The organism is Chryseobacterium taeanense (assembly GCF_900099685.1).
Lineage (GTDB): Bacteria > Bacteroidota > Bacteroidia > Flavobacteriales > Weeksellaceae > Chryseobacterium > Chryseobacterium taeanense.
In genome coordinates this window covers 105180-129891 of record NZ_FNDW01000003.1, presented here as the reverse complement: position 1 = coordinate 129891, position 24712 = coordinate 105180, and the positions used below count along the sequence as shown (strand labels likewise).

The window sequence follows — 24712 nt, the reverse complement described above, 5'->3', positions numbered from 1 at the left end:
CTTATAGCATTTAGCTAATGAAAAACCTATACATCAATACCCGATTTTTCTTTACGCTCATCGTAGTGGGAGTACTGTATGTCTTCGCATTTTTCTTTCCATTTCTGATGTGGGTGGCACATATTACTTTGCTGCTTTGCTTTCTTGCGGTAATGGTGGATTATCTTTTTATTTTTAATAAAAATAAAGGGATTTCAGCGCAAAGGATTTTGCCTGAAAAATTATCAAACGGAGACGAAAACCCTGTAAAAATTGATATTAAAAACAATTATGATTTTAAAATTCATGTAAGGATAATCGATGAAATTCCGTTTCAGTTTCAGAAGCGTGATTTCCTGATTGAAAAGGAAATTGAACGGGGAAAGAATACTTTTTTTCAATACATTTTGGAGCCGAAAGAACGAGGAGAATACAATTTTGGAAGCCTGAATGTTTATGTTTCATCATTGCTTGGTTTTGTTTCAAAAAGATTTAATTTTCAGAAAGATGCTAATTTAGCTTCATATCCATCATTCATTCATCTGAGAAAATATGAGCTCATGGCGATTCAAAGTGAGTTTTTATTGGGTGGAATCAAGAAAATAAGAAAGCTGGGACACACGATGGAATTTGAGCAGATCAAAGAATATGTTCCGGGTGATGATATCAGAACCATCAATTGGAAAGCGACTTCCAAAACAAACCGATTAATGGTCAATCAGTTTCAGGATGAAAAATCGCAACGAATCTTCATGCTGATCGATACAGGAAGGACAATGAAAATGCCTTTCAAAGGATTAAGTCTGTTGGATTATTCCATCAATGCGACGATGGCTTTGTCCCACATTATTCTGAAGAAAGGCGATCGTGCAGGAATGATGACCTTCTCTAAAAAAACGGAAAATAAAATTGCGGCTGAGAATAAATCGGGTCAGTTACGGAAAATTTCAGAAGCGCTTTATAATATCAAAACAGATTTTTTTGAAAGTGATTTTAACCGATTGTATCAGGACGTAAAATATTCCTTAAACCAGAGAAGTTTAATTTTACTGTTTACCAATTTTGAGACGCTTGACGGACTGAACCGACAGATGAAGTATCTTCGCGGAATTGCCAAAAACCATTTGCTGGTAGTGGTTTTCTTTAAAAATTCAGAGCTTCAGACATTGATGCATAAAAACCCTGAAAGTATGCAGGAAATTTATGATGAAATCATTGCCGAAAAATTTGAGTTTGAGAAAAAACTTATCATCCAGGAACTACGCAAATACGGAATTTATACTGTATATACATTGCCTGAAAATTTGAATATTGATGTTATTAATAAATATCTTGAGATCAAAGCAAGAGGAATTTTATAATGTCTAGAGGCAGCAGGCAGTATGCCATAAGCAGTAAGTGCTTTAAGTTTAATATATAAAGTTTTAGGTCTAATACATATAATTTTAAGTCTTAAATAAAAGTCTTTAAACATTAAGTATAAAATTTTAAGCGTTAAGTATTAGAGTTTAAGTCTTAAGCAAAAGTCTTTAAGCATTAAGTATAAAGTTTTATATATAAAGTATAGATTATTAATCATTAGACATAATGTATTAAGTATAAAGTTTAATCATTTAGCAATAAATAATAATGAAAATAACACTTAACAGAATCAATGACGATTTTTTGTTTGAATGCACCAATTCTCAGGGAAATTCAATCCTTTTAGATAATACTACCCAGCCGGGAGCAAAGGGAGTTTCTCCTATGGAAAGCGTCCTGATGGCAGTTGCAGGCTGTAGCGGAATTGATGTCGTTTCCATTCTCAAAAAGCAAAGACAGGAAATCACTGGCTTTAAAGCCGAAGTGGAAGGGGAAAGAATTCCGGTAGACGATGCCAAGCCTTTTAAATCAATCAAAGTAAAATTTCTTTTGGAAGGAAATATTGATCCTAAAAAAGCCTTTAAAGCAGCTCAGCTATCTTTTGAAAAATATTGCTCTGTTTCTAAAACTCTTGAACCCAATGTAGAAATTGGCTACGAGGTTTTTGTTAACGGAGAAATGGTTGAAGCTTAGCCTTTACCCATCATATAAAACAAAACGCGGATAAAAAAAATATCCGCGTTTTCAGTATGAATGTGTAGTGTAGTGTTATCTTTTAATTGTTTTCATGCTTTTTAATGAGCCGTCTTTCATTGTTAAGGTCAGAATATACATTCCTGATTTTATTTCTCCCACGAACAGTGATGAAGATGGATTTTCAACAGTTTTTACTACAACTCCCGAAAGATCTGTTAAAACTGCCTTCTTCACATTTTCAGCCTTTTCAATATGTAATGTATCAATAAAAGGATTTGGATATGCAATTCTCTCTTTTTCTTTTGCGGTTACCTCGCTTGTTGCCAAAGATAATGGTTCTAATGTAACCGTTACAGTAAGTGTGTTGTTATCTATTTTATTGTAATCTGCGTTGCAGTCTGATCCTCCATATGTTCTCCATGCTCTCATTTCAAAGTTTACCGTTCCTGTAAGATCATTCGCTAAAGTAAGACCGGTTCTGTTATAAGAATATGTACCTGTAGAAGATCCGGATCCGGAGGTTACTGAAGCTTCCGTGGTGTTGTTCGTGGTACAAACCAAAAGGCTTCTTTGCTCGGCCATCCACCCATTGGAAACCGTAGACATGGTGTACGAAACAGCGGTAGATTTTATTTTATATCCTGTCGGAACATTGATGCTTAAACTTCCTGGACAGCTTGTAGTAGATGTCGTTGTAACTCCTGAATTGTTAAACTGTGTATTAATATCTCCTGCTGTATATGTCGTGCTGATTTGCCCCGGAGTAAATTCTTTCATTTTCCAGAAACTTTGTGAAGAACCTCCGCAATTGGATCTTACCCAGAAATAATACGTTTGCCCTGTCGTTAATTGGTTAAGCGTTACCGAAGTACCCGAAGTTACACTCCCTGTAGGAGTTGTTGTTGCTGTCGGTGGGGTAGGCGAAGTGCTGTAATAATATTGATATCCGGAAGCCGGAGCGCTGGCAGATGCTGTCCAGCTTATTGTTGCTTCAGACATGGTAGTTGTCGCCGTAATATTGGTTGGCGTAGCGCAGGCATTGTAGGCATCTGCTGCGAAAGCGAAGATATTAGGGATTCCTCCTGTTCCCACTTTAGTTACTGTTACACTTTGAACGCTCTTGGATTGATTTGCTGTGCTAATTGCTAAAGGAATCTGATATAGTCTCGGATTAGTTCCCGAACCGGACTCAAGATTATCGTTTGAAGTATTAATCCTTCCGATTCCCTGGATTGCATAGCTGCTTCCTCCGTACCAGTCGGAAATACTCACTCCTGAGAAGGTTTCTGAAGTATTGTCGGTAAAATTAACATCTACATCTACTGTGCAGCTCCCACTTCCTCCTGTTGCGAGCATATATACAGTAATAGCCTGAAGAGGTGTAGAGAAAATTAAAGTTCCGTTATCATTGGCAGCTTCCAGCCTTAGACTGTTATTTGAACTGTAAGATCCCATCTGATAAGATAATCCGGAAGTAGAAGATACTACTGAATTGATGATGCCATTAATGGGAAGCCCGTAATTTAAAGGTGTGCTGGCTGATGTCAGTTGAAAATCGCGGGAGATAAAAGCATAACTTACGCCATCTACATCGTTGTTGGTAGAAGAGGCAGATGGGCCTACACCATTGGCGATAACATCAGCATTGTAACCGCTTGTAACCGGCATTGGCTGATATTCCTGAGCTTTAAGGTAATGATTGCATACAGTCGATAACGCCACGACTGCTAGAGGTAGTAGTTTTCCTTTCATAAATTCTATTATTAGGTTTAAGCGGCTAATATAGATATTTTATTGATAAAAAAGTATTATATTTTTAAAATTGATGGTAATTTTTCATGTATAAGTTAAATATAGTGTAGTTTGTTTAATTCTATATAGATTTTAACTATTGTATTAATGATTTTACATTGAAATAATAAATATTTCAACTTTTAATCATAAAAAAAAGCCTCTTTTTTGAGAGGCTGGTATTGTATTTAAGAATAATCGCTAAAATGTTAATCTTGGTTTCATCAGTTTTGCAACTGTCGCAGTCCACCCTGTCTGATGGGAGGCTCCGATTCCGCGTCCGTTATCACCATGGAAATACTCAAAGAACGTTACGTAGTCTTTAAAGTTTTCATCATAATTAAATTTTGCATTTCCACCGTTGAACGGTCGTTGCCCTACTTCGTCTTTAAGGAAAATAGAACATAACCTGTTGCTGATATTTTGTGCCACTTCATCAAGATTTTTCTTGTCACCACTACCGGTCGGTAGTTCAACTTTCAGGCTGTTTCCGTAATAAAAATAAAACCTTTGTAAACTTTCAACAATCAGGAAATTGATCGGGAACCAGATCGGTCCCCTCCAGTTGCTATTTCCTCCAAACATGCGGCTGTCACTCTCTCCGGGTGTATAATAGACAACATTTTCTGTTCCGTGTACAGAGAATACAAACGGATTTTCTTCATATACTTTCGACATGGCACGTATTCCGTAATCACTTAAAAATTCCTTTTCATCAAGCATACGACTTAGAACCTTTGTCAGTCTTGTTTTACGGAGAATGCTCATCAGGTGCTTTCTTCCCTGTCCTTCTTCTTCCCAGTGCGACACAAGCTTGGTAAGCTCAGGTTTATTTTTCAGTACCCAATCCATCCTTTCAACAAAATTCGGCATTTTATCGAGAAGATGATGATCTATGATTTCCACGGCAAACATAGGAATAAGGCCAACGATGCTTCTTAGTCTCAGTGAAACACTATCGCCGTTTCCGAGTTGTAGAACATCGTAAAAAAATCCGTCTTCCTCATTCCAGAGTCCTTTTGTGCCTTCACCCAGGTTTTCCATGGCTTGGGCTATGTAAAGATAATGCTCAAAAAATTTAATGGCCATATCTTCATAAACCTGGTAATATTGAGCTAGTTCCATGGCAATACGCATCATGTTTAAAGCATACATGGCCATCCAGCTTGTGCCATCAGCCTGCTCTAAATGCTGTCCGTCTTTCAGAATCATGTTACGGTCAAAAGCTCCGATATTATCAAGTCCAAGGAAACCTCCACCAAATATATTTTTACCGTTTTTGTCCTTTCGGTTTACCCACCATGTAAAATTCAGGAGTAGCTTCTGGAAGACTTTTTCTAAAAATAAAAGATCGGGTTTCCCATTCTGCTTTTCATCAATTTTAAAGACCCTGAAGCATGACCATGCGTGAACGGGAGGATTTACATCGCTCAAATTCCATTCGTAAGCCGGCATTTGTCCGTTCGGATGCATATACCATTCTTTGGTAAGCAAAAGCAGCTGGTTTTTGGCAAAATCTGCATCAATAATAGCAAAAGGAACACAATGAAAGGCCAGATCCCAGGTCGCATACCAAGGATATTCCCATTTGTCTGGCATGGATATGATGTCTTTATTGTGGAGATGATTCCACTCTGTATTTCGTACGTAATTATTAAAATCTCTGGGAGCTTCAAAATTAGGATCTCCTTTCAACCATTTTCCTACATTATAATGATAAAACTGCTTATTCCATAATAATCCTGCAAAAGCCTGTCGCTGTACATTTCTTTCATCCTCATTCACCACATCATTCTGAATTTCATTATAAAACTCATCTGCCTCTGCAATTCTTTCATTGAAAATAGCATCAAAATTTTCAAACGGGTCATCAAGCTCATCAGGAGAAAGCCTGAAATCAAAAGATTTTGAGCTTCCTGCTTCGATTATATCATCCAGCAAGAATGAGGCTTTTGTGCCTTCTTTTTCAGGATTTACAGTATTGCTTCCGTAGATAATATAATCATTGATCCCATCTTTAAAATACGTATTTCCAGTGTATGGAGCTCCGTATAGTTTTGGGGTGTTGGTTTCATTTTCACAGAAAACACTTTCTGCACCAATATTCCTGGAATAAAACTTCTTGATAGAAATGCTATCATGCTGAATATTGATACAGCCTTCATGTGAAGCGGATGTCTGCCCTTTGTAAGTATTATAACCCCATTTCCAGTTGTTTCTGAACCATACTGTAGGTGCGACAACAATAGGTGCATCAGCATTACTTCTGTTAAAAACCGTGACTCGGACTAAAAAATCGTTGTGATCTGCTTTGGCATATTCGATGAAAATATCAAAATATTCATCTTTATCAAAAATCCCGGTATCGAAAATTTCATATTCAGGTTCTTTTTTGCTTCTTCGTGCATTTTCTGCCCGGATTTCATCATAAGGAAAGGCGTTGATCGGATATTTATACAGCATTTTCATGTAGCTGTGGGTTGGGGTGTTATCCAGATAATAAAAAATTTCCTTTATATCTTCGCCATGGTTTCCCTGAGGATTACTCAGCCCGAAAAAGCGCTCCTTGACCATTTTATCTTTCTTGTTCCAAAACGAGAGAGCAAAGCAAAAAATCTGTTTGAAATCCGAGATTCCGGCGATCCCTTCTTCTCCCCAGCGATAGGCATAGCTTTCGGCATTATTATGATTGGCAAAATTCCATGCATCGCCATTGGGACTGTAGTCTTCACGTACATTTCCCCACTGCCGGTTACTCACGTAAGGTCCCCAGTTTTTCCAGTCTGTGTTTTGTAATCTTTGTTTTTCAGCAACCATATCTCATCACTTTTCATTACGAAGGTAGTTTTTTTGTCAAAAAATTCCAACCTCATTAATTTGAATTAAACTTAATGTATTTCTGCAAACTGCCTGCCGATGGATGTTTGAGATATTAAATTAAATTTTTATAAAATTTTAAAATAAAAGTTTTATCTTTGCACCATTCGTTCATTCAAATATTGAAAATGTTATCAAGAAAGGTTGAGGGATTAGACCCTATGAAACCTTAGCAACCCTTCGCGAAAGCGGAGAAGGTGCTACGTTCTACCAAAGTAATTTTTGGACAGATAACTTACTGAAGTTCTTTCAGCCATTTCCTGTGGCATTTTCAATTGTATTAATAAAATAGAATTGAAAGCAGAACTAAAACATATTAATTTTTCGTATCGTACAAATTCCGGCAAGGAATATCATATCCCGTTGAGCTATCAGCTTTTCGGGAAAGAGCTGTTTTCGGCACCGATCATTTTAGTAAATCATGCACTGACAGGTAATTCGGATGTTTCGGGAGAAAAAGGCTGGTGGAAAAAGCTGATTGGTGAAAATCAGGTTATCAATACCGAAAAATATACGGTTCTGTGTTTTAATATTCCCGGAAATGGCTATGATAATTTTTTTATTGATGAATATGAGAATTTTACAGTTTCGGATATTGCCAATATCTTTTTGCAAGGTCTTGAAATTTTAAATATTAAAAGTTTACACGCCATTATCGGAGGTTCTTTAGGAGGAGCAATAGGCTGGGAAATGTTGGCTAAAAATCCAAATCTTTCCGAAATTTTCATTCCTATTGCCTGTGATTTTAAAACCCATGACTGGCTCTATGCACAGTGTCTGGTTCAGAAGTTTTTATTAAATCAAAATGATGAGCCATTACAGAAGGCAAGAATTCATGCGATGTTGTGCTACCGAACACCAGAATCTTTAAACGCCAGGTTTCAAAACAAGTATAATCAGGAAAAAAAGAGATTAGAGTCAGAAGATTGGCTGATGTATCATGGGAAAGTATTAAACGAAAGATTTAGTTTAAAATCTTATAAGCTGATGAACCATTTGTTGATGAATATTAATGCGAATGAGAGTGATTTAGAAAAAATCCAGGCCCGAATGCACATGATCTCCGTTGATACAGATTTGTTTTTTCCTGCTTCCGAAATCAGGAGTTGCTATGAAAAGCTTAAAGAGAAAAAAGAAAATGTTTTTTATCACGAGATCACCTCAATTCATGGGCACGATGCCTTCTTAATGGAATACGAACAATTAAATACTATCATTAAAAATATATTGTAGAAGATGAAGAATGCTAACGAAATAAAATTTTTAAAAAACAGATCAATCATCAAATTTGAAGGAGAAGATTTCTTAGGTGAAATCGGGATTGACGGACGCATTTTTAAAGCGCTTACCCTGGCAAGAATCAGTGTGGGAGTAATTTCCCAGCAGGCAATCGAGAACGGACTTTCTATTCTCGTTCAGGAAGCAGATTCCGAAAAGGCGGTAAATTGTCTGATTGATGAATTTGAAGAGGAAAGAAAATCAGGAAAGGTTTCCCAGATTTACAGCATCAATAATGTGTCGGTTTTAGGTTTTGTTGCAGAAGATTTTAATAAAGTCTTAGCAGAGCTGGCAAGAAACAATGTTTTCCCGTTACTTTTAAATCAGATTGCAGCAGAAAAAAGAGTGAATATCGTTGTAACTTCTTCTCAGGACGAAAAAGCAAAAAATATCATCGAATCTGAAATTTCCAAAAAGCCAAAAACGGTTCACCTTGCAATTATAGGACATGGAAATGTTGGGAAAACTTTGATAGAACAGGTTTTAGAGTCTTCAGAAGAAATTAAGAGACGAAAAAAAATAGACCTCAAAGTCGTGGCAGTTGCTAATTCAAAGAAAATTGCATTCAACAAAAAAGGTTTCGGGATTAATTGGAATGATGAGATTGTAAACTCAGAAAATCCGTCTAATGTTCAGGAGCTGATTAATTTTTCAAAGAAAAATCAGCTGGAAAATCTTATCGTCGTAGATAATACCGCGAGTAAGGATTTTGTGAAAAACTATCACGCATTGGCCGAAAATGGCTTCGATCTGGTTTCTTCAAATAAAATTTTCAATACACTTCCGATTGAAGAATACCGTAAACTAAGATATACGTTGAACAAAAATAACCGACGTTATCTGTATGAAACCAACGTTGGTGCCGGATTGCCATTGATTGATACCATAAAATTGCTACACCTTTCGGGAGAAAACATCACCAGAATCAAAGGTGTTTTCTCAGGGACTTTGAGCTATGTTTTCAATAATTTTTCTTTGAGAAATGATAATTTTTCCACAATTATCAATGAAGCGTTGGAAAAAGGTTATACAGAGCCTGATCCAAGAGAAGACCTGTCAGGAAATGATGTGGCGCGGAAGCTATTGATCTTAGCCAGAGAATTAGATTTAATTAATGAATTTGACGATATCAATATTCAGAATCTGGTTCCGGAAAATCTACTTTCGGTATCAAAATCAGAATTCCTTTCAAGACTGGACGAGCTGGATGAAGAGTATCAAAAAATAAAAGAGAATCAAGAGTCCGGCCATGTGTTGAGATATGTGGGAGATCTTCATGGAGACTTACAGAAAGAAAAAGGCGAACTTGATGTAAAATTAATTTCTGTTCCTGCAACTTCCGCTTTAGGGCAATTAAAAGGTTCCGATTCAATCTTTGAAATATACACAGAAAGTTACGGTGAAAACCCAATTGTCATCATGGGAGCCGGAGCCGGAGCTAAGGTTACCGCAAGAGGCGTTTTCGGGGACATTTTAAGAGTAAGTGAAACAAAGTAATTAATGTAACAATATAACACTGTAGCAGTTTATCAATATTTAACCCTGTCATTCTGAACGAAGTGAAGAATCTCATTGTTGCATTGTTACACAGCTACATTGATAAATTAATTTATATGGAAAATTTTGAAACCATTGCCATAAGAACCCAGACAGAGAGAACTCAGTTTGATGAGCATTCAACGCCGCTTTTTCTTACTTCAAGCTTTGTTTTTGAAGATGCGGAAGATATGAGGGCAAGTTTTGCGGAAGAAAAATCAAAAAACTTGTACAGCCGTTTTTCAAACCCAAATGTAACGGAATTTACCGATAAAATTGTCAAAATGGAAGGTGCAGAAGCTGGATATGCTTTTGCAACGGGAATGGCAGCGATTTATTCAACGTTTGCGACTTTGTTAAATGCGGGCGACCATATCGTAAGTTGTCAGTCAGTTTTCGGATCTACGCACACTTTGTTCACAAAATATTTCCCCAAATGGAATATTGAAACAACTTATTTCAAAGCAGAAGATGCTGAAAATATAGAAAAATACATTCAACCAAACACAAAAATTTTATACTTAGAAACACCCACCAATCCTGCGATTGAAGTATTGGATTTGGAATTTTTCGGAAAAATTGCAAAGAAGCATAATTTAATTTTTATTGTTGATAACTGTTTTGCAACACCGTATTTGCAGCAGCCTATAAAATACGGAGCAGATATCGTGGTGCACTCCGCTACAAAATTAATCGATGGTCAGGGGCGTGTTTTAGGAGGAGTAGCTGTCGGCAGAGAAGATTTGATTCGTGAAATTTATCTTTTCGCAAGGAATACAGGTCCTGCAATGTCACCTTTTAATGCATGGGTTTTATCGAAAAGTCTGGAAACGTTAGCCATCCGTGTTGAAAAGCATTGTGAAAATGCATTGAAAGTGGCTGAGTTTTTAGAAAGTCACCCAAATGTAGAATTGGTGAAATATCCTTTTCTGAAATCTCATCCGGGTTATGAAATTGCCAAAAAGCAAATGAAATTAGGGGGAAACATTGTGGCATTTGAAATTAAAGGAGGAATTGAAGGTGGTAGAAACTTTTTAAATAATATTAAAATGTGTTCACTTTCCGCAAACCTTGGAGATACAAGAACAATTGTTACTCACCCGGCTTCTACAACGCATTCTAAATTAACGGACGAAGAAAGGAACGAAGTAGGAATTACGGCAGGTCTGGTTCGGTGCTCTGTGGGTCTGGAAAATGTGGATGATATTATTGCAGATTTGAAACAGGCATTGGATTAAAATTTTTTGGGCAGCTTTATCCGCCTTCCGCTCCCAATCTTTTTGCCAGTGCTTTTAGCCTCACAAAAAGGATTTCCGCTCAAGTCGGGCTGCAAAGATTGACCACATAAATTTGGAAAATTCGAATGTAATTCGGAAAATTTAAATAATTAAAAAATGAAAAATTCAGAACAATTATACAAAGCACTATCCGAGAGAATTTTAATACTGGACGGAGCGATGGGAACGATGCTTCAGCGGTATAAATTTGAAGAAGAAGATTATCGCGGAGAGCGTTTTAAAGATTGGGAACATCCGGTAAAAGGAAACAATGATTTGCTTTCCCTTACACAACCACAGGCGATTGAAGAAGTTCATAAAAAATATCTTGAAGCAGGAGCAGATATTATAGAAACAAACACGTTTTCGGGTACAACAATCGCTATGGCAGATTATCACATGGAAGATCTGGTGTATGAGTTGAACTATGAATCTGCAAAAATAGCAAGAAAAGTCTGTGACGAATTTACTGTCCAAAATCCTGATAAACCAAGATTTGTTGCAGGATCCATCGGTCCGACCAACCGAACAGCAAGTTTGAGCCCTGATGTGAATGATCCGGGTTACAGAGCAATTACATTTGAAGAATTGAGAATTGCTTACAAACAGCAGTGCGAAGCTTTATTAGACGGCGGTTCGGATATTCTCTTAGTAGAAACGATTTTTGATACTTTAAATGCGAAAGCCGCCCTTTTCGCAATCGATGAAATTCAGGATGAAAGAGGAATGAAAATTCCCATTATGGTTTCCGGAACAATTACCGATGCTTCAGGAAGAACATTGAGCGGACAAACCGCAGAAGCATTTTTAATTTCCGTTTCGCACCTGAATCTTTTGAGTGTTGGTTTTAATTGCGCGCTGGGAGCAAACCAATTAACACCGTATCTGGAGACATTAGCTCATAATTCAGAGTTTTATGTTTCAGCGTATCCGAATGCAGGCTTGCCAAATGCTTTCGGTAAGTACGATGAAACGCCTGAAGATATGGCGAGTCAGATCAAAGAATATACGGAAAAAGGACTGATTAATATTATCGGAGGTTGTTGTGGAACGACACCGGAACATATTAAAGCTATTGCAGATCTGGCAGCACAATACTCGCCAAGAAAATTGAAGAAATTTGTTTGAATTAATAGAATTTTTTAATTAAATCCTTAATAAAAGGAATGGTTTTTAATATTATCTTTAATTATCACACAAAATTAAATATAATGGAAAAGCCTGTTTATTTAAAAGATTCTAATGATGCCAAGTTGTTTAATGAATTAAGAAAGAAAGTGAACCAACGAGTAGAAGCAATTCCTGAAAACCGGGATATTTACATCCAGATCAAAGCCGTTATTCTGCCTTTGCTTTATGTTGGTTTGTATGTGTTTGCACTTTTTAATGCAGGCAAGCCTTGGATTTATATTTTAAGTTTCGTTTTGATGGGTATTTCTTTGGTGTTGATTTATCTAAATCTAATTCATGAAGCGGCTCACAACAATATTTTTAAAAGCAAAAAAATGAATGGTATGGTATTGCAGATCTTTGATTTTGTAGGTGCCAATTCCTATATCTGGAAAAAAAGGCATATTGCAAGCCATCATGCCTATCCAAATGTTGACGGTTGGGACACCGATATCGAACAGAGTGGTCTTTTATTGATTATTCCTTGGATTAAAGCTAAAGGAATTCAACGATATCAGCACAGGTTTTTCTTTTTGGTGTATCCGTTGTATCTATTTAATTGGATGTTTATCCGTGATTTCAGAGATTTTTTTGACAACAACCGGGTAATTCTTAAAACCCAGGGAGCAATACCGATGAAAGAAAAAATTAAAATGGTTGCGTATAAACTGTTCTATTTTTTCTACCAGATTGCTGTTCCTGTTTTGTTTTTTAAAGTTTCTATAAGTCTTGCATTGGGAGCCTGGTTTTTGCAGGTAATTGCGGCGAGTATTTTTGCACTATTCGTGCTACTGCCGTTACATCCGCTTCCTGACAATGCTTTTCCAAAATTGGATGAGAAAAACGGACTGCCTTTCAGTTGGCTTAACCATCAGTTTGAAGTGACCAACGATTTAAAAGAAAACAACTGGTTTGTACGAAATGTATTGGGAAATTTCAACTTTCATGTGGCACATCACCTTTTTCCGAATTACAGTTACGCCTATTATAATGAAATTACAGAGGAAATCGCATCGTTCGCGAAAGAGCATGGATTAGCGTACAAACGATTTCCAATTACGACAGCTTTAGGCAAACATGTGGATTTGCTGAAGCAAAATGCGAATAACGCATATTTTATTTTAGAAGAATAAATTGATGAAATATTTAAGATTATCAGGGCTTGAGCCACTGATTATTACGCCGGAAAGTAACTTTATCAACGTTGGTGAAAGAACCAATGTTGCCGGTTCAAAGAAATTTTTAAGATTAATAAAAGAAGAAAAATTTGCAGAAGCACTGGATATAGCCCGTCATCAGGTTGAAGGCGGCGCGCAAATTCTGGATGTCAATTTCGATGATGGATTGATTGACGGTAAAGCTTCCATGATCAAATTTTTAAATTTGATAGCTTCTGAGCCAGATATCGCAAGAATCCCTCTGATGGTTGACTCTTCAAAATGGGAAATTCTGGAAGCCGGATTGCAGGTTGCTCAGGGTAAATGTGTAGTAAATTCGATCAGCTTAAAAGGTGGTGAAGAAGAATTTATCAGACAGGCCAAAGCCATTAAAAGATATGGAGCTGCCGTAATTGTAATGGCATTTGATGAAGTAGGACAGGCTGATACTTATGAACGCAGAATTGAAATTTCAAAACGATCTTACGATATTTTAGTGAATCGTTTAAACTTTCTTGCAGAAGATATTATTTTCGATTTGAATATTTTCCCGGTTGCAACGGGAATGGATGAACACCGCCGAAATGCCATCGATTTCATCGAGGCAACCAGATGGGTAAGGCAAAATCTTCCATATGCATCAGTAAGTGGAGGTGTTTCCAATGTTTCCTTTTCATTCAGAGGAAATGATACGGTTAGAGAGGCAATGCATTCTGTTTTCCTGTATCACGCCATTCAGGCGGGAATGAATATGGGAATCGTGAATCCTGCGATGCTGGAAGTTTATGATGAAATTAATAAAGAACTCCTTGAGCTTGTTGAAGATGTAATTCTCGACAAAAGAGAAGATGCCACAGAACGACTTTTAGATTATTCCGAAAAGCATAAATCGGTTAAAAAAGAAAAAGTTGAAGATTTAGAATGGCGAAATTATCCTTTACAAGAAAGAATTACTCATGCTTTGGTTAAAGGAATCGACCGTTTTATTGAAGAAGACGTTGAGGAAGCAAGGCTACAGGCAGAAAAACCACTTCATGTGATCGAGATTAATCTGATGACCGGAATGGGCGTTGTCGGAGATCTATTCGGAAGTGGAAAAATGTTTTTACCACAGGTTGTAAAATCGGCAAGGGTAATGAAAAAAGCGGTGGCTTATCTACAACCCTATATCGAAGCTGAAAAAGACGGCTCAAAACCTGCCAACGGAAAAATTCTGATGGCAACCGTAAAAGGTGATGTTCATGATATTGGTAAAAATATTGTGAGCGTAGTGTTGGGTTGTAACAATTACGAAATCGTCGATTTGGGAGTAATGGTTCCGGCCGAAAAAATTATTCAGACTGCTATTGAAGAAAAGGTAGATGTTATCGGACTGAGCGGATTGATTACGCCAAGTCTGGATGAAATGGTGTACATCGCTCAGGAACTGGAAAGACAAAATTTAAATTTTCCTTTACTGATCGGCGGTGCGACAACTTCAAAAGCACATACTGCCGTTAAAATAGATTTAAAATATAAAAACGCAGTCGTTCATGTAAATGATGCTTCCAGAGCGGTAAACGTGGTAAGTTCATTGCTGGGTGATCGGAATAAAGAATATGTTGCAGATTTAAAAAATGATTATTCAGAATTCCGGGAAAAATTCCTGAACCGGCAGGTGGAGAAGGATTATGTTTCTATTGAAGAAGCCCGACAAAATAAATTTAAAATTGACTGGCAAAATGAAGAAATCTTTATCCCAAATCAATTAGGAATTACGGTTGTTGAAAACCAGGATTTAAGAGAATTGCTGCCTTTCATCGACTGGTCTCCGTTTTTCAGAAGTTGGGATCTTCACGGAAAATACCCAAACATTTTAGAAGATGAGGTTGTTGGAGCTCAGGCTAAAGAATTATTTAAAGATGCTCAGGTTATTTTAAAGAGAATTCTGGATGAAAAATTACTGACTGCAAAAGCTATTTTCGGAATTTTTAAAGCCAATTCTACTGATAAGGATGACATTTTAATTTTTGATGAAGATAATGAACAGAAAGTGAAATTTCTGACATTAAGACAGCAGGCTCAACGTTCAAAAGGAAAGGATTACTTGGCTTTAAGTGATTTTATTGCGCCTCAAAGTTCAGGAAAAACCGATTATATGGGCGCTTTTTGTGTAACGACAGGTTTTGGAACAGATGAACTGGCAGCCGAATATGAAAAAGCAAACGACGATTATAATGCGATCATGGTAAAAGCTTTGGCAGATCGTTTTGCAGAAGCCTACGCCGAATTTTTGCATAAAAAAGTAAGAACCGAATATTGGGGTTACGCTAATCAGGAAAATTTAACCAACGAAGAATTAATTGCAGAAAAATACAAAGGTATTCGTCCGGCTCCGGGATACCCTGCCTGTCCAGATCATCTGGAAAAGCACGCCATTTGGGATTTGCTGAAAGTGAAAGAAAATATAGGAGTGTATTTGACTGAAAATTTAGCGATGTTTCCGACGGCTTCCGTTTCCGGATATTATTTCGGAAGTCCGCATGCAAAATATTTTGGCCTAGGAAAAATTGCAGAAGACCAATTGAAAGATTATTCCATAAGAAGAGGAATTTCTTTGCAGGAAGCGAGAAAATGGCTGTCGCCGAATTTAGCAGATTAATAAAATCGTTTATGGTTGATAGTTGTTGGTTTTTGAACTTTTTGTAACTACCATCAACTAACAACTTTCAACAAGCAACAAAAATATAATAATGAAAATCACAGACCATATAAAAAACGCAAACGGAAAAACCTTATTCTCCCTAGAAGTCGTTCCGCCGCAAAAAGGAATCGGGATTGAAGATTTATATAGAAATATTGATCCTTTAATGGAATTTAAACCACCATTCATTGATGTGACAACTTCGAGAGAAGAGTATATTTACATCGATAAAGGAAATGGTTTAATGGAGCGCCGAATCACAAGAATGCGCCCCGGAACATTAGGAATCTGTGCTGCCATTCAGCATAAATATAATGTAGATACCGTTCCACATCTGCTTTGCGGAGGTTTTACCAAAGAAGAAACAGAATATCTTCTGGTCGACTGTATGTATCTCGGAATTGATAATGTAATGGCTTTAAGAGGAGATGCGATGAAAGGGCATCAGTATTTTGAACCTACGAACGGGGGACATGCCAGCGCAATGGATTTGGTTCACCAGATCAATAATTTGGGAAGAGGAAAATATCTACATAATGAAGATCAGGAGTGTGATGAACATAACAAATTTTGTGTTGGCGTTGCCGGTTATCCTGAGAAGCATATAGAAGCTCCTTCCATGAATTATGATTTAAAATGGCTCAAACAAAAAGTAGACGCAGGTGCCGATTATATTGTGACGCAAATGTTTTTTGATAATAAAAAGTTTATCGAATTTGTAAAAAAAGCCCGTGAAATGGGAATTACAGTTCCTATTATTCCTGGGATTAAACCCATTGCCACTAAAAAGCATTTAAAAATTCTTCCTCAGATTTTTAAAATTGATTTGCCAGAAGAGTTAATTAATGAAGTGGAAAATGCTAAAAATAACGAATCCGTAAAACAGATCGGAATTGAATGGGCGATTAATCAGTGCAGAGAATTGCTGGATTTTGGAGTTCCTGTTTTGCATTTTTATTCGATGGGAAAAAGTGACAATATTAAAAAAGTAGCCGGAGCGCTATTCTAATAAAGTAAAAGTGAATTGATTTTAAGTTCTGCATATGCAGAACTTTTTTTGCTTAGGTTTCGGCGGCTTCGCCGCCGAAACCTAAGCAAAAACTCATAAAACAGGATGTCTTTCAAATTTTTTATTCCTGTCAAAAAGATATCGGTACGTTGCCAGTTTTCTGGTTACCGTGGTATCAAGATTTTCCGCAATTTTTATCATTTTAGGATTAAAATCCCCAATCCACTGCATCTCAGTTACTTTAAAATAGGTATGTTTTCTAAGGTGCTGAGTTCCTTCCCAGATCATGTATCCCTCAAGACCCTTCTTTTGCCACTCTGGAACAACACCAAAAACAAGACCTACCATTTTTTCATTTTTCTTAAACTTTTTAACCCAGAGAAATTTCAATTTTTCCCAGATTCCAAACTTTCCATTTAGGTACTTAAACCATTGATTCGTGTCCGGAATATTCATCCACATGGCAATCGGCTTTTCATTTTCATATACAAACCACGAAATGTGTTCATTGATAATAGGTTTCATAATCTTGAACATTTTTAGAATTTTAGTCTCATCCATACATTTTCCTTCACCGTGAGATTCCCAGGCTTTATTGTAAATTTCAGTAAAATCTGCAGCAAATTTCTCCAGATGCTTCTTCGTCATAGGTTTTGCTGAAATACTGGGATTCTTGCTGTGCTTAGCATGCATTATCGTAAAAATTCGGGAAACCTCGGCGAAAATAGGACGTGAAAAGCAAAGCTGTTCAAAATAGATCTTAAACCCATAATTCTCGAAAAGATCTTTGTAGTAAGGAAAGTTATAATTCATTCCATACAAAGGTTCAGTAAACCCTTCAGTAACGAGTCCCCAGAATTTATCACGTTCTCCGAAATTTATCGGGCCGTCCATGGCTTCCATTCCTTTTTGCTGAAGCCATTTTTTGCAATGGTCAAAAATAAAATTCGCCGTTTCCTGGTCATCAATACAGTCGAAAAATCCAATTCCGCCCGTTGGCTGTTTTTGGGGATAATTTTCGTTTATAAAAACGGCAACTTTTCCTAAGGTTTTATTTTTTTTGTTTTTAAATAAAAATCTCTCACACTCACCGGTTTTGAAAAATTTATTTTTAAGAGGATTGAAAATAGCTTCAATATCTTTATCTAAAGGCCTTATGTAGTTTTTGTCATGCTTATAAAGTCTCGGAGGAAACTCTAAAAATTCACGTTTCTGATTTTCATTTCGTACTTCTTCTACAGTAATCATATCTTATTTTGGTAGTGTATAAGAAAGATAATAATTTTCGTTTAAATCGAAATCATTTAAAAAGATATTATCCGTATTTTTGTGCAAATTAAATAAAAATGGTTGATTTTACCGATAACGACGATGATATTTTCACTGGAAAAGAACATACGCCCATAAGGAAAGATGCTTTTGAGAAATCGCCAGAAGAAAAGATCGAAAAGATTACCACACTTTTCGGAGAAATCATGGAAACATTAGGATTAGACATGACTGATGACTCTCTGAAAGATTCTCCGAGAAGGGTTGCGAAAATGTATGTGAATGAAATTTTCGGAGGGCTTCTTCCTGAAAATAAGCCGGGAATTTCCACATTTTCAAACAAATATAAATACCGCCAAATGCTGGTGGAAAAAGATATTACCGTATATTCGTTCTGTGAACATCACTTTTTGCCGATCATCGGAAGAGCACATGTTGCTTATATTTCGAATGGAGAAGTGATCGGTCTTTCAAAAATTAACAGGATTGTCGATTATTATGCAAAAAGACCGCAGGTTCAGGAAAGACTCACAATGCAGATTGTGGATGCTTTAAAAGAAGCTTTAGGGACAAAAGATGTTGCCTGTATTATTGATGCAAAGCATCTTTGCGTAAATTGCAGAGGAATAAAAGACACGGCAAGCTCTACTATTACAGCAGAATTAAGTGGTATTTTCAGAACCAATCCTATTACAAGGCAGGAATTCCTTCATTACGTGGGAAGTCATGCAAAATTGGATTAAATGATAAACAGAATTATTAATGATAAAATTTAAAAAAATCTCAGATAAAATTTTCATCACGACAATTATTTGTTGTGAAAGATTTTCTTGAATTAAACTTTTTAAAAATCATTTATCAATCATTAATTATCACTTATAAAGAATCATGCAATTAAAAATATATAACTCGCTTGCCGGCGAAAAAGAAATATTTAAACCCATCTTAGAAGGAAATGTAGGAATGTACGTCTGCGGACCGACCGTTTACAGCAATGTGCATTTGGGAAATGTAAGGACTTTCCTTTCTTTCGACTTCATTTACAGAAGCTTAATGCATTTAGGCTACAAAGTTCGGTATGTAAGAAATATCACCGATGCAGGTCACCTTACTGACGATGGTGATGTCAACAACGACCGTTTCGTAAAACAAACGCGCCTTGAAAAGCTGGAGCCCATGGAAATCGTTCAGAAATATACTGTGGATTTTCATAAAGTATTGGAAATGTTTAATTTGCTACCGCCAAATATTGAGCCGACAGCAACAGGACATATCGTTGAGCAGATCGAATTAACTCAAAAATTAATTGAAAGAGGGTTTGCTTATGAAAGTAACGGATCTGTGTATTTCGATGTGTTGGAATACAACAGAAGAGGTTTAAATTATGGTGAGCTTTCCAAAAGAAATATTGAAGAGCTCTTCGCTAATACCCGTGATCTGGATGGACAGGGAGAAAAGAAAAATCCACAGGATTTTGCATTGTGGAAAAAAGCTTCACCGGCGCATATTATGCGATGGAATTCTCCTTGGGGAGAAGGTTTCCCGGGATGGCACCTGGAATGTACTGCGATGAGCACGAAATATTTAGGGGAGACTTTCGATATTCACGGCGGTGGAATGGATCTTAAATTTCCACACCACGAATGTGAAATCGCTCAGGGGAAAGCCTGCAATGATGCCGCTCCTGTCAACTACTGGATGCATGCGAATATGCTTACCATGAATTCACAGCGTATGAGTAAGTCTACCGGAAATTATATTTTGCCAATGCAATTGGTGACTGGTGAAAATGATTTCTTCGAAAAGCCCTTCCATCCTTCGATTGTACGTTTTTGCTTTTTACAGGCACATTACAGAAGTGTTTTAGACATTTCAAATGATGCCATGATTGCCAGTGAAAAAGGATTTATCAGATTGATGGAAGCGATTAAAGCTTTAAATAATATTATTCCTAATGACGAAAAACAATCATCTTTTAGTCTGGAAGAATGGAAAAATAAAGCATATGATGCCTTAACGGACGATTTTAATTCTCCGGTTTTAATTGCGCATTTATTTGAAGCAGTGAAATACATTTTTGCATTAAATGATGGCAAAGAAGCGATTTCAGTGGAAGATTTAGAAGAGTTAAAATCTACGTTAAATGCACTTGTTTTCGATGTTTTAGGACTTCAAGTCATCGAAGAAAACAACAACGAAAAACTGGATCAGACGCTGAAGGTTTTAATTGAATTAAGAAATCAGGCAAGAAAATCGAAGAATTTCGAGTTGTCAGATCAAATCCGTGATAAACTGCTTGCCGAAGGCATCGAATTGAAAGACGGAAGAGATGGTACTTCTTACGTTTTGAATTAAAATTAAGTTTAAAGCTTTTAATTATATCTCTCGCAGATTTTACAGATTTCGCAGATTTTTTAAACATGATCTTCTGCCAATCCGCAAATCTGCGAGAGTTTTTTATGCGTAAAACTGTCATTTCGACGAAGAAATCTTATAATTGATTTGCTGACTAATGCATCTTTGCGAACCAAAATGTTCTCAATGATTTAAAGAAATAATCAAGCGAAAGTTGCATTGAAAATAAATTGTTTTCTCAACCTTAAATTTTTTATAATTCAATTCAAAAAATATGTAACTTAGTTATAATAAAATGATTAAAAATTAAAATTTATATCTATGAAAAAACATTTACTCCCTTTATTTCTGGTTTTAATCGGTATTAATGCTTCTGCACAACAGGATTTTTTTGCACTTGTCGGTAAAGATACTCCAAGTATTATTTTCAATGATTTCCGTGCGATTGACGCTGCGAATGGTATCTCCGGAGAAAAAATATTTACAGCAGATTCTCCTGCCAAAGTTTTCTCGCAAAGCAGAAATGGTTCTGTAACTGAGGATAAAAATACATATAATAACGCTCAGGCAATCAATATGGCAACATTGGCTTATGACTCTTTCAATAATAATTTGGTATATATGCCGATGTTCTCGTCGAATATTTATGTATTGAATGCAAAATCCAAGGAAATTACTTTGGTAGAAAACAGTGTAGCAAGAGTAACCTCCTGCGATATTAACTCTCACGTAACGAGAATGGCAACAGGGGCTGACGGCAATATTTATGCAATCAATAACGCAGGAACACAGTTTTTACAGATCAGCAGAAAAGGAAATCAATATGCAGTCACTGATCTCGGGATCATTAAGGATGATGCTTCCAATGGAAAGAATTCTTTCACAACTATTGAAACAGGTTTTGGTGGCGATATGATTGCTGATGCTGATGGCAGTTTTTATGTATTCTCGGCTGCAGGAAATGTATTTAAAGTTTCAACGAAGGAATTGAAAGCAAAATTTGTTGGCAAAATTTCAGGAATTCCGGATAATTATTCCGTGAATGGTTCTGCTGTAAATTCTAATGGAAAAGTGGTGATTGCCAGCGCAAAAGGAGCTCCGATGTATGAGGTTGATTTGAATACTTTACAGGCAAAGCATCTTCCCGGCGAACAAAATTTGCATATTTATGATTTAGCAAGTAAATATTTAGCAAATGATAAGGCGATCTCAAATAATGTTTTTGCAAATATTGATATTTATCCTACAAGAGTTGATGAAAATTTAATTAATGTAAACATCAATGATAAAGAGATCAAAGGAAATATCAAACTGAATATTTTCGATTTGTCCGGAAAAAATGTAATGAACCAGAATTTATCTGTTAAAAATGGTTCCTTGAATCAGCAGGTTTATCTTAGAAATCTGGTAAGTGGAGCTTATCTGGTAAATATCACCGATTCGTCAGGAAAAGTATTGCTGAACAAGAAAATTCTGGTAACGGAATAATCTTTATCTTTATAAAATAGAAGCCTTTTCAAATAATTTTGAGAAGGTTTTTTTAATGAATATTTGATATTCAATAAGTTTTATTTTTCGATATTATAATGTATTTTTATAAAAAAATGTAAATGAAGCTATATTTTAATGTAGATTACAGTACAAAAGTAGGAGAAAGACTTCAGCTGCTCATCAATGAAGAAGGCGCTGTATCACAGACTCATCCTATGTTTTACGAAGAAAATGGCTTATGGAAAGGTGAAGTAGACTATTTTTCAAAATCTATTTCTTATCAATATCAGCTGGTAGACGACAGAGGAAATATCTTGCGCGAAGAATTTGTTCCGCACCGTTTGAATTTTCCTCATAATTACAAAGAGTTTATAATTTTCGATCATTGGAACAATAAGAATTTCCCTGAAAATTATCTGAATAATAAAATTCTCCATAACAAGCTAAATGTATTTAAACCTGAAAAAATTTCGGTTTTAAAAAAACATTCTCACCTATTCAGAATTGAAGCACCTATCTACAATCCGAATTGGGAAATCGCATTATTCGGTAGTACGGCTTCTCTCGGGAATTGGGATTATGAAAAAGCAATTCACTTATCACAAACTGATTTTGGCATTTGGGAGGCTTCTGTTGAAATTCCTGAAAATGAATTTATTCAGTATAAATATTGCCTTTACGATAAGCAAACCGGAAAGATTATCGATGTGGAAAACGGAGAAAATCGCTTTGCACTAGCCAATAATTCCAAAGATGTTTTACAGATTATTTCTGATCATTATTTTAAGTTTAAATTGTATCAGATGTATCACGATGCAGGTGTTGCGGTTCCTATTTTTTCTTTGAGAACTGATGACGGCTTTGGGGTTGGAGAATTTTCTGATCTGAAAAAACTGGCAGACTGGGCAAATGAAACCAGTTTGGGAATCATTCAGATTTTACCGATCAACGATACAACGGCGAATTATACATGGACGGATTCTTATCCTTACGCCGCAGTTTCAGTTTATGCACTTCATCCGCAATATATTTCTCTTGAAAATCTTGATTTTCCTTTACCTGAAAATCTTATTTCAGAATATGAAATTGAAAAGTCTGAATTAAATTCTCTTGCGCTGATCGATTACGAGAAAATGATCTCAGGCAAATGGAAATATCTGAAAGCGGTTTTCAATGAAGATAAAGACAAAATCTATAAAGACAGGAATTTCAAAAAGTTCATTAAAGACAATGAATCCTGGTTAGTTCCTTATGCTGCATTTTGTGTTTTAAGAGACAAATACAAAACTCCTAATTTCAACGAATGGAAAACGCATAAAAAATACATTCCGGGGAAAATAGCTCCATTCTTTACTCCAAAAAGTAAAGATTATGATGCCTCTATGCTTCATGCTTGGGTGCAATATCAGCTTCATAAGCAATTGAAAGAAGCGGTTGATTATATGCACGATTTAGGTATCTCGATAAAAGGAGATCTGCCGATTGGAATTTACCGATATTCTGTGGAAGCATGGACAGAACCCGAGTTATTCGGAATGGATTTTCAGGCTGGAGCACCGCCGGATCAGTTTACGGAATTAGGCCAAAACTGGGAATTCCCGACCTACAACTGGGAAGCCATGAAAGCCGATGATTATAAATGGTGGAAAAACAGGTTTAAGGCATTAGAGCAGTATTTTGATGCGATGAGAATCGATCATATACTAGGGTTTTTCAGAATCTGGAGAATGCCGATTTCTGCGACACAGGGTATTCTCGGTTATTTTTATCCTGCCGTTCCGGTTACGCTGGAAGAATTCAATGCGTGGCATATTCCGTTTAATTTTGACAGATATTGCAAGCCGTTTATCAATGATGATATTTTGTGGAAATATTTCGGAGAAAACAGAGAAAAAGCATTTGAATTTATCACGAGTAATCAAGACGGAACGTATTCATTCAAAGAAGAATTCAATACGCAGAGAAAATTATCTGATTTCTTTAAGAAAAATCCTCGAGGTCCGATAGAAGAACAATTGATTTCGCTTTGTGCCAATGTTTTATTTTTAATTGAAGAAAGAAACGGGCAGGTCGTTTATCATCCAAGATTCAATGTATATCATACAGATTCTTATCAGTATCTTTCGGATTGGGAAAAGAAAACGATCTATGATCTGTATCATGATTATTTCTTTAAAAGACAGGATCATTTATGGTATGAAAAAGCGATGGAAAAGCTTCCGGTAATTCTGAATGCAACCAAAATGCTGATCTGCGGTGAAGATTTGGGACTTGTTCCGGATTGTGTTCCTGTTGTGATGGACGAGCTGGCAATTGTTGCTCTAAAAGTGCAGAGAATGCCTTCTGATAATATTCCTTTTTATAATCCTAAAAATGCGGGCTATCTAAATGTTGTGACAGCATCTTCACACGACAGTTCTACACTAAGACAATGGTGGAAGGAAAATTCCTCATTAACACAGCAATATTTTAATCAGCAGTTGGTTCAATATGGAAAAGCTCCCGATGAACTGGACGCTCATCTGGCTGAAATTATTATGAAACAGCATCTTTATAATAATGCCATGTTAGCTATTTTCCCGATACAGGAATTTTTTGCTACCGACAAAGATCTTACGAATAGTGAGATGAATAATGAAAGAATAAATAATCCAGCTGTTTTCCCACATTACTGGAGATACCGGATACATCTCAGACTGGAAGATCTTAAACACAGAACAGACTTTAATAAAAAGATATCGGATTGGGTAAGAGATAGCGGTAGGTTATAAATTTAACATTT

At 36.3% G+C, this 24712-nt stretch carries 16 protein-coding genes and 1 riboswitch; of the genes, 13 read left to right on the top strand and 3 right to left on the bottom strand.

Annotation, left to right across the window (positions count from 1 at the left end; all coding sequences use genetic code 11):
* Positions 1-17: 17 nt before the first annotated feature.
* Entirely contained in the window at positions 18-1340 is a 1323-nt protein-coding gene (locus BLR30_RS06025; protein ID WP_089856160.1) for a DUF58 domain-containing protein, read from the top strand.
* Between the two features lie 268 nt (positions 1341-1608).
* Positions 1609-2034 (top strand): OsmC family protein, encoded by a 426-nt coding sequence (locus tag BLR30_RS06020; RefSeq protein ID WP_089856159.1) that lies wholly within the window; start codon positions 1609-1611, stop codon positions 2032-2034.
* Positions 2035-2109: 75 nt separating this feature from the next.
* On the opposite strand, the gene BLR30_RS06015 is transcribed toward BLR30_RS06020, so the two are convergent.
* Positions 2110-3789, bottom strand: coding sequence for a T9SS type A sorting domain-containing protein (locus BLR30_RS06015; RefSeq protein WP_089856157.1), 1680 nt, complete (start codon positions 3787-3789; stop codon positions 2110-2112).
* 240 nt (positions 3790-4029) lie between these two features.
* Entirely contained in the window at positions 4030-6645 is a 2616-nt protein-coding gene (locus tag BLR30_RS06010; RefSeq protein WP_089856155.1) for an MGH1-like glycoside hydrolase domain-containing protein, read from the bottom strand.
* 188 nt (positions 6646-6833) lie between these two features.
* Positions 6834-6942: riboswitch (SAM riboswitch) on the top strand.
* Positions 6943-6999: 57 nt separating this feature from the next.
* Here BLR30_RS06010 and BLR30_RS17875 point away from each other — a divergent pair.
* The 7 genes from BLR30_RS17875 to metF all read left to right on the top strand — a co-directional run bounded on the left by BLR30_RS17875 (position 7000) and on the right by metF (position 16815).
* Positions 7000-7938: an alpha/beta fold hydrolase gene (locus BLR30_RS17875; RefSeq protein ID WP_228400727.1), complete on the top strand. Its 939-nt coding sequence runs from the start codon at positions 7000-7002 to the stop codon at positions 7936-7938.
* Positions 7939-7941: 3 nt separating this feature from the next.
* Positions 7942-9480 (top strand): ACT domain-containing protein, encoded by a 1539-nt coding sequence (locus BLR30_RS17870; protein WP_228400726.1) that lies wholly within the window; start codon positions 7942-7944, stop codon positions 9478-9480.
* A gap of 116 nt (positions 9481-9596) precedes the next feature.
* Positions 9597-10757, top strand: a complete 1161-nt coding sequence (locus tag BLR30_RS06000; protein WP_089856154.1) for an O-succinylhomoserine sulfhydrylase — start codon at positions 9597-9599, stop codon at positions 10755-10757.
* Positions 10758-10913: 156 nt separating this feature from the next.
* Positions 10914-11924 carry a homocysteine S-methyltransferase family protein gene (locus BLR30_RS05995; RefSeq protein ID WP_089856152.1) on the top strand — a complete coding sequence of 337 codons (1011 nt, stop codon included), beginning with the start codon at positions 10914-10916 and terminating at the stop codon, positions 11922-11924.
* Between the two features lie 83 nt (positions 11925-12007).
* Complete coding sequence (locus tag BLR30_RS05990; protein ID WP_089856522.1) at positions 12008-13099, top strand: fatty acid desaturase family protein; 1092 nt, start codon at positions 12008-12010, stop codon at positions 13097-13099.
* A 4-nt stretch (positions 13100-13103) separates the two neighbouring features.
* Complete coding sequence (metH, locus tag BLR30_RS05985) at positions 13104-15764, top strand: methionine synthase (RefSeq protein WP_089856150.1); 2661 nt, start codon at positions 13104-13106, stop codon at positions 15762-15764.
* Between the two features lie 91 nt (positions 15765-15855).
* Positions 15856-16815 carry a methylenetetrahydrofolate reductase [NAD(P)H] gene (metF, locus tag BLR30_RS05980; RefSeq protein WP_089856148.1) on the top strand — a complete coding sequence of 320 codons (960 nt, stop codon included), beginning with the start codon at positions 15856-15858 and terminating at the stop codon, positions 16813-16815.
* A 93-nt stretch (positions 16816-16908) separates the two neighbouring features.
* On the opposite strand, the gene BLR30_RS05975 is transcribed toward metF, so the two are convergent.
* A complete protein-coding gene (locus BLR30_RS05975; RefSeq protein WP_089856146.1) occupies positions 16909-18063 on the bottom strand; it encodes a hypothetical protein in 1155 nt (384 codons plus the stop codon).
* 98 nt (positions 18064-18161) lie between these two features.
* Between BLR30_RS05975 and folE the strand changes: the two genes are divergently transcribed.
* The 4 genes from folE (at position 18162) to BLR30_RS05955 (ending at position 24701) form a co-directional block, all read left to right on the top strand.
* On the top strand, positions 18162-18827 hold the full coding sequence (gene folE / locus BLR30_RS05970) for a GTP cyclohydrolase I FolE (protein ID WP_089856143.1): 666 nt from the start codon (positions 18162-18164) through the stop codon (positions 18825-18827).
* 145 nt (positions 18828-18972) lie between these two features.
* Positions 18973-20439, top strand: coding sequence for a cysteine--tRNA ligase (gene cysS, locus BLR30_RS05965; protein ID WP_089856141.1), 1467 nt, complete (start codon positions 18973-18975; stop codon positions 20437-20439).
* Positions 20440-20760: 321 nt separating this feature from the next.
* Complete coding sequence (locus BLR30_RS05960) at positions 20761-21927, top strand: T9SS type A sorting domain-containing protein (protein ID WP_089856139.1); 1167 nt, start codon at positions 20761-20763, stop codon at positions 21925-21927.
* 122 nt (positions 21928-22049) lie between these two features.
* On the top strand, positions 22050-24701 hold the full coding sequence (locus BLR30_RS05955) for a 4-alpha-glucanotransferase (protein ID WP_089856137.1): 2652 nt from the start codon (positions 22050-22052) through the stop codon (positions 24699-24701).
* The last annotated feature ends 11 nt before the right edge of the window (positions 24702-24712 follow it).

Excerpts from the sequence above, each read along its gene's own strand:
- BLR30_RS06025 (WP_089856160.1), top strand. The coding sequence starts at position 18 with ATGAAAAACCTATACATCAATACCCGATTTTTCTTTACGCTCATCGTA.
- BLR30_RS06020 (WP_089856159.1), top strand. The coding sequence starts at position 1,609 with ATGAAAATAACACTTAACAGAATCAATGACGATTTTTTGTTTGAATGC.
- BLR30_RS06015 (WP_089856157.1), bottom strand. The coding sequence starts at position 3,789 with ATGAAAGGAAAACTACTACCTCTAGCAGTCGTGGCGTTATCGACTGTA.
- BLR30_RS06010 (WP_089856155.1), bottom strand. The coding sequence starts at position 6,645 with ATGGTTGCTGAAAAACAAAGATTACAAAACACAGACTGGAAAAACTGG.
- BLR30_RS17870 (WP_228400726.1), top strand. The coding sequence starts at position 7,942 with ATGAAGAATGCTAACGAAATAAAATTTTTAAAAAACAGATCAATCATC.
- BLR30_RS06000 (WP_089856154.1), top strand. The coding sequence starts at position 9,597 with ATGGAAAATTTTGAAACCATTGCCATAAGAACCCAGACAGAGAGAACT.
- BLR30_RS05995 (WP_089856152.1), top strand. The coding sequence starts at position 10,914 with ATGAAAAATTCAGAACAATTATACAAAGCACTATCCGAGAGAATTTTA.
- BLR30_RS05990 (WP_089856522.1), top strand. The coding sequence starts at position 12,008 with ATGGAAAAGCCTGTTTATTTAAAAGATTCTAATGATGCCAAGTTGTTT.
- metH (WP_089856150.1), top strand. The coding sequence starts at position 13,104 with ATGAAATATTTAAGATTATCAGGGCTTGAGCCACTGATTATTACGCCG.
- metF (WP_089856148.1), top strand. The coding sequence starts at position 15,856 with ATGAAAATCACAGACCATATAAAAAACGCAAACGGAAAAACCTTATTC.
- BLR30_RS05975 (WP_089856146.1), bottom strand. The coding sequence starts at position 18,063 with ATGATTACTGTAGAAGAAGTACGAAATGAAAATCAGAAACGTGAATTT.
- folE (WP_089856143.1), top strand. The coding sequence starts at position 18,162 with ATGGTTGATTTTACCGATAACGACGATGATATTTTCACTGGAAAAGAA.
- cysS (WP_089856141.1), top strand. The coding sequence starts at position 18,973 with ATGCAATTAAAAATATATAACTCGCTTGCCGGCGAAAAAGAAATATTT.
- BLR30_RS05960 (WP_089856139.1), top strand. The coding sequence starts at position 20,761 with ATGAAAAAACATTTACTCCCTTTATTTCTGGTTTTAATCGGTATTAAT.
- BLR30_RS05955 (WP_089856137.1), top strand. The coding sequence starts at position 22,050 with ATGAAGCTATATTTTAATGTAGATTACAGTACAAAAGTAGGAGAAAGA.